Annotated in this window: 11 protein-coding genes; all 11 read left to right on the forward strand. The window is 58.2% G+C overall.

Translation table 11 applies throughout. The features are described 5' to 3' along the window. The first annotated feature begins 143 nt into the window (after nt 1-143). The 11 genes from ACPLUI_RS10895 (at nt 144) to ACPLUI_RS10945 (ending at nt 4,683) form a co-directional block, all read left to right on the forward strand. The gene (locus tag ACPLUI_RS10895) at nt 144-398 is read left to right on the forward strand and encodes a hypothetical protein (RefSeq protein WP_424660289.1); all 255 of its coding nucleotides are present in this window, start codon (nt 144-146) and stop codon (nt 396-398) included. Nucleotides 399-442: 44 nt separating this feature from the next. Next, nucleotides 443-622 carry a hypothetical protein gene (locus tag ACPLUI_RS10900; protein WP_424660290.1) on the forward strand — a complete coding sequence of 60 codons (180 nt, stop codon included), beginning with the start codon at nt 443-445 and terminating at the stop codon, nt 620-622. Next, the gene (locus ACPLUI_RS10905; RefSeq protein WP_424660291.1) at nt 612-752 is read left to right on the forward strand and encodes a hypothetical protein; all 141 of its coding nucleotides are present in this window, start codon (nt 612-614) and stop codon (nt 750-752) included. Before ACPLUI_RS10900 ends, ACPLUI_RS10905 begins: the two co-directional genes overlap by 11 nt. A gap of 297 nt (nt 753-1,049) precedes the next feature. Then, nucleotides 1,050-1,199, forward strand: a complete 150-nt coding sequence (locus ACPLUI_RS10910) for a hypothetical protein (RefSeq protein ID WP_424660292.1) — start codon at nt 1,050-1,052, stop codon at nt 1,197-1,199. 1 nt (nt 1,200) lies between these two features. Then, complete coding sequence (locus ACPLUI_RS10915; RefSeq protein ID WP_424660293.1) at nt 1,201-1,509, forward strand: hypothetical protein; 309 nt, start codon at nt 1,201-1,203, stop codon at nt 1,507-1,509. Nucleotides 1,510-1,573: 64 nt separating this feature from the next. Then, nucleotides 1,574-1,846 (forward strand): hypothetical protein, encoded by a 273-nt coding sequence (locus tag ACPLUI_RS10920; protein WP_424660294.1) that lies wholly within the window; start codon nt 1,574-1,576, stop codon nt 1,844-1,846. 55 nt (nt 1,847-1,901) lie between these two features. Continuing rightward, complete coding sequence (locus tag ACPLUI_RS10925) at nt 1,902-2,966, forward strand: DNA cytosine methyltransferase (protein WP_424660295.1); 1,065 nt, start codon at nt 1,902-1,904, stop codon at nt 2,964-2,966. Nucleotides 2,967-2,979: 13 nt separating this feature from the next. Further along, nucleotides 2,980-3,345: a hypothetical protein gene (locus ACPLUI_RS10930; RefSeq protein WP_424660296.1), complete on the forward strand. Its 366-nt coding sequence runs from the start codon at nt 2,980-2,982 to the stop codon at nt 3,343-3,345. Then, entirely contained in the window at nt 3,345-3,791 is a 447-nt protein-coding gene (locus tag ACPLUI_RS10935) for a hypothetical protein (RefSeq protein WP_424660297.1), read from the forward strand. Before ACPLUI_RS10930 ends, ACPLUI_RS10935 begins: the two co-directional genes overlap by 1 nt. A 189-nt stretch (nt 3,792-3,980) precedes the next feature. After that, nucleotides 3,981-4,289 (forward strand): hypothetical protein, encoded by a 309-nt coding sequence (locus ACPLUI_RS10940; RefSeq protein WP_424660298.1) that lies wholly within the window; start codon nt 3,981-3,983, stop codon nt 4,287-4,289. Then, nucleotides 4,264-4,683: a hypothetical protein gene (locus ACPLUI_RS10945; RefSeq protein ID WP_424660299.1), complete on the forward strand. Its 420-nt coding sequence runs from the start codon at nt 4,264-4,266 to the stop codon at nt 4,681-4,683. Before ACPLUI_RS10940 ends, ACPLUI_RS10945 begins: the two co-directional genes overlap by 26 nt. Nucleotides 4,684-4,929 lie beyond the last annotated feature (246 nt).

The raw sequence follows: 4,929 nt of genomic DNA on the forward strand, positions 1-4,929 counted from the left end.
AGTTACGTCAATACTTAGCACCTCAGAGACACCGTCCACCACAATCCCGAGAAGAGGTCCAAAACTCCCCTCAGAGGGCCGCTGAACGCGTCACAGGGGCATGCCCGGGGCACGAAGGACATACCTGCACCTGCCCGGTGGACATGACCGGCGTGGCGTGCCCGCTGCCGTGGCAGGAAGAGATTATTACCCGGGCTGCACGTATCTTCCTGAACCGGGCGTCCGACATGGCGGCGCTTGAGAGCAGGGTCAGGGTGCTAGAAAGCAGCCAGCAACTTTCTCAGGTCGTGTCCCTGCTGAACGACCTGAAGGAACGCCTGGACGACCTGGAGAGGGAATACCGCCACCACCGCCACCAGGTCGGCCCGGGGCACTGGTCCGGCAAGGCGGAGGTGTAGGCTGTGCCAACTATTGCGCCGCCGGCGGAAGGGGGTGAAGGGGCATGACTAAGACCGCAGTAGACTGGGGCCTGCTGATCAAACTTGCTCGCGGGTATTTCAGGCGGTACCTGACGTTGCGGGAGTGCGAGATATTGCGGCGCTGGAAACTTCAGGCCATGACGTGGAGCGGGTATGACCTGGTGGAGACGAGAGGGAAGGAGGATGCCTGTAATGGCAACTGAATACTGGCCGCTGTCGAGGGACACCTACGCCCTGTATACCGAAAACGCCAACCTGGAAGAACCGGCCCTGGCCGCGAAACTGCGGCTGATGGCCACTTACGCGAAGTGCGGCAGGGTTTTCGCCAAATAGTTCGTGGGTCCCAGGGAGATGGTGATAAACCTGGTGCAGCGGAAGTATCCGGAGAGGCCGTTTAACGAACCGGTGGACCCATTGAACAGGCCGGTCCCCAGGAGAGGGGTTGAGGGGTAAACACCCTCTGCACGGGCAAATTTGAAAGCCTTGATTTTACTGGCCGCAGAAATTGGAAATTCGTAAAAACGGGGTCAAATGCAGGCGGTTTTAAAGAGGCCAGTATAAAAGGCTTTGCACCCAAATTTCTAATGCGTGACATGCCCGTTTTAAGCCGTTTCTGAAGGGGGGTCAGGCATGATCTGGGCCTGGAAAAAGCTTGACCTGCTTTTTGACAGCAAGCATGCGCGCGGCTGGTACAAGCCGAAGCCGCGAAAGAAATACAGGGACAGGTGCCGCGAGAGGTACCGGAGGCGACAGAAACAGCAGGAGGGTGGTGGGCAGTAAGATGGTCGGCGGCAGATCCCCCAGGCGTAAGGGGGACAACGGCGAGAGGGAGTTTGCCAGGCTGGTCGGAGGGCGGCGGGTGCCACTCTCCGGCTCCGCCGGCGGAACATACTCCGGTGACGTGGACTGGCCCGGCGTGGGCCGGGGAGAGGTGAAGCGCCGGAAAGACGGGTTCAAGCAGCTTTACGCCTGGCTGGAGGGGAGAGACTTCCTGGCCCTACGGTCGGACAGGCAGGGGTGGCTGGTCGTCCTTCCCTTGACGAAGGCCCTTGAGCTTATTTCGCTGAAACAAAGCGAAACCGGAAATTAGCGATTACGCTGAAGAAAGCATTCTAGAAATGCCGCACCCAACCGGGCAGGAAGGAGTGAGTGCAGTGAGCGGCTCAGTTGGTTGTAGAGGGTATGTCGTCCTACACTTGCGCTACTCGAACGGTAGAACCATGGTCGCCGCAGTCAATGCAGTCAGTGTCGGTTGCAACGGAGACGGTCACTGGTGGGTTAACGGCAGTCTGGTGGGTGGCCGGTGGGTAAACCTGTGCAATGAAGTGAAGCGGCCTGAAAGTGCAATTGCCCTGGCTGAAGAGGTGGCGCGGATGCTCGCACAGGGTAACACCGGCCCGCTTGAAATCGACGCAGAAACAGTCTGATGCGACGAGTAAGGTTCGGGCCGCACCCGCACGGGGACGCACGGGGAGGGTCGGTGTGGTTGGCGTGCGTCCCCGGGTGACGGCTGGAAGGAGGAACGCGAACGCGATGAGAGTACTCGACCTATTCTCAGGGATCGGAGGGTTTGCCCTTGGTCTGGAACGCGCGGGTATGACCACCGCAGCGTTTTGCGAGATAGACTCTTACCGCAGGTCCGTCCTGAAGAAACACTGGCCGCACGTGCCGGTATTCGGCGATGTCCGCGAGCTGACCAGGGAAAAACTTATTGAAGCGGGAGTGATAGACAATGAAGCAGGCCGAACAATTGATCTCATCTGCGGCGGACCACCCTGCCAGCCCTTCTCCGTCGCCGGGAAGCGCAGGGGCACGGCTGATGACCGCTACCTCTGGCCGGAAATGTTTAGAATTATACGGGAAGTCAGGCCCCCTTGGGTACTGTTTGAAAATGTTGCTAACATCGTCAACATGGCGCTCGACACTGTGTTATCTGACCTGGAAACCGAAGGTTACGAAACAGGGACGCTTATTATTCCGGCTTGTGCCGTTGGTGCCCCGCACAGGAGAGACAGAGTGTGGGTTGTGGCGCACTCCGCAGGCATGGAACGCCAATCAGGGGCCGAAGAGCAGGGAGTTCTACGAAGAGTGCCTGCGGACGGGGAAGAGTGCAATAACACTGGTAGATCAGGCAAAACACAATCCGGGGATAATGTGGCCCACGCCGAAGGCACGGGATTACCGGAGCGGCGGCACAGACCCGGAGAAAACGGTTGCGAGACTGGAGAAAAGGAAGAAAACAGCTCAATCACTAGACCTGCCGGATGTTGTCTGTTGCTGGGAAAAACCGCAGGTGCACGGGACGCTCAACCCCGGCTGGGTAGAGTGCTTGATGGGCTTTCCGGTCGGCTGGACAACCATAGATGGCCCGCTCCCTTCGGATGCCCGCAGTACGACTGGGAGCCTCCGAGGCTCGCACAGGGGGAAATCCCGTACCGCAGGCAACGGCTGATGGCCCTGGGTGATGCCGTCGTGCCGCAGGTTGTAGAGGCTATCGGTAGGGCGATTATAGCGGCCAACTCTTTTAGAACAGTACATCCATTGTAAGGAGGTCAGAACAGTGCCCTGGAAGCACGAAAACGGTATGGTGGTATGTGAGAGCGCGAAGCACAACCGCCACGTCGAGATACAACTTAACGACGGCACTACCAGATGCACAAAATGCTGGCGCGAGTGCGTGTTCTACCGTAACGGTAATGTGATAAGCCACGTATTCAGCGATCAGCCCGCACCTGCCTGCAAACCAGCTGAGACCGAACCAGAATTCGACTTTAAAAAGGAGTACGAAGAGGCGGTAAAAAGTTTCGCCTGGGCTTTGCGGGTTTTAATCCTGTACGAACGCGCTTTGAGGGACATCAGAAACGTCATCACCAGGTTGGACGCAGAACTAGAGAAGCTGGAGGCTAAAAGGAAGGAGGACGAATAATGCCCAGCCGCGATTGGCAAGCAGATTGGGATTTCTTGTGTCATCTGAAAGAAACCTACCAGTACTGCGGTGATAGTGATGTGCCAATAGTTTATATACCATGGGTCATAGACTTCGGCGAATACTGGCTCCAGCGTGTACGGGAGCTGGAGACGCAGTGTGCTGCAATGCGGGAGACTTTGCAGGGACTGGCATATTCAGACGGCCACTTCCGGGGAGAGTGCACTGTATTCCGCTGCCACCCCGTCTGCGAGAAGGCCCGTAAAGCCCTTTCCGGTAACGCAGGCCGCGAACTGCTGGAGAGAATAAAGAAACTCGAAGCCGTGGTGGAGGCAGCGCGGGGTGTAGTTGATGTAATTAGCGTATGGCCTAGTATATTTAAGTACCACCCAAAGACAGTTAAGCTAAATGAAGCCCTGGCCGCGCTGGACAAAAAGGAGGGCTGAAATATGGTCTACGGCTCTTCACACGCCGTCTTTTTAGAGAAATTTGAAGAGCAAAAGGAGCAGGCTTTTGAGCTCTTCCGGCAGACCGCGCCCGGGGAATTTCTCCGGGCAAAGACCGAGGGGGAAGAGAGGTGCCGACGAGGAGAGCACGCATGGCACGTCGTCGCTAACGACGAGTACGCCTGCCGCGTGTGCTGGTGGTGCGGGGCAAGAGAGAGGCTGATTACACTGGTCTGTCCCGCGTGCGGGCTGCGCTACTACGTGACGGAGGACGAGACAGAAAGGCACTGCCCGGACTGCAACAGCAAGGGGACTGCGCAACACGCGCCCGGCGGGTGGGGGGCCCTGGCGCGCGCAGTCAACCGCTTCCTCGTAGCCCTCGACCTAGCGGAACGGACCGGCGCCACAGTCAGGATGACTCCAAAGATGTGGGGTGCTGTGGAAGAGCTGCGGGAGCTGGCAGGTGGTGACCGTGAAGCTGAAGGTAGTGCTGACTGACCACGCTATTGAAAGATGGCGGGAACGTGCCGGCCGGGAACCGGGGGACCTGGAGAACCTGCTCCGGGTCCTCCTGAAAAACCGTCTGGCCGCCGGGCTGGAGGTAAGAAAAGGCAGGGCGCTTTTGCCCCTGGACGCGGAGGACCTGGACCTGCCGGAGGACCTGATCGCGTGCCTGGACCTGCCTTCCGAAGACGGCACCTGGCCGGTCCTCACATTCCTGCGGGGAGGCGAACACATGAACAGGAAGGAGAAAACCGAGTACAAGGCCGTGATGCTCCACCCGTTTGAACGGCTGCTGATAGATTTCCTGCGCCGGGTGCGCAAGGGGAAGGTGGAGGTGCAGGTGAAGGACGGCCTGCCGGTCTTTCCCCTGCGCCGCTATAGCAAATAACATGTATCTGTGCAGTTGACTGATTGGCTGGAATGCTTTATTTTGGTTGCAGTGAAGCGTCCCGGCAGGGCCGGGAAATAAGCTGCGGAGGAGCTGAGAGCCCACTAGCTTTCTCGAAACAACCGGAAGAGTGCGAGTTTTGGACGGGTTTAGCTGCCTGGCAGGTATATGACAGAAGCTCGTGTTATCCCCCGTCCCTAAATCACCATGTCCATCCCAGGGGAATTCCGCGCTCTTCCGGTTGTT

Source organism: Desulfofundulus sp. (genome assembly GCF_049701015.1).
In the GTDB taxonomy this organism is placed as follows: domain Bacteria; phylum Bacillota; class Desulfotomaculia; order Desulfotomaculales; family Desulfovirgulaceae; genus Desulfofundulus.

Coding starts and splice junctions, on each gene's coding strand:
- ACPLUI_RS10935 (WP_424660297.1), top strand. CDS start 3,345: ATGCCCAGCCGCGATTGGCAAGCAGATTGGGATTTCTTGTGTCATCTG.
- ACPLUI_RS10900 (WP_424660290.1), top strand. CDS start 443: ATGACTAAGACCGCAGTAGACTGGGGCCTGCTGATCAAACTTGCTCGC.
- ACPLUI_RS10905 (WP_424660291.1), top strand. CDS start 612: ATGGCAACTGAATACTGGCCGCTGTCGAGGGACACCTACGCCCTGTAT.
- ACPLUI_RS10910 (WP_424660292.1), top strand. CDS start 1,050: ATGATCTGGGCCTGGAAAAAGCTTGACCTGCTTTTTGACAGCAAGCAT.
- ACPLUI_RS10895 (WP_424660289.1), top strand. CDS start 144: ATGACCGGCGTGGCGTGCCCGCTGCCGTGGCAGGAAGAGATTATTACC.
- ACPLUI_RS10915 (WP_424660293.1), top strand. CDS start 1,201: ATGGTCGGCGGCAGATCCCCCAGGCGTAAGGGGGACAACGGCGAGAGG.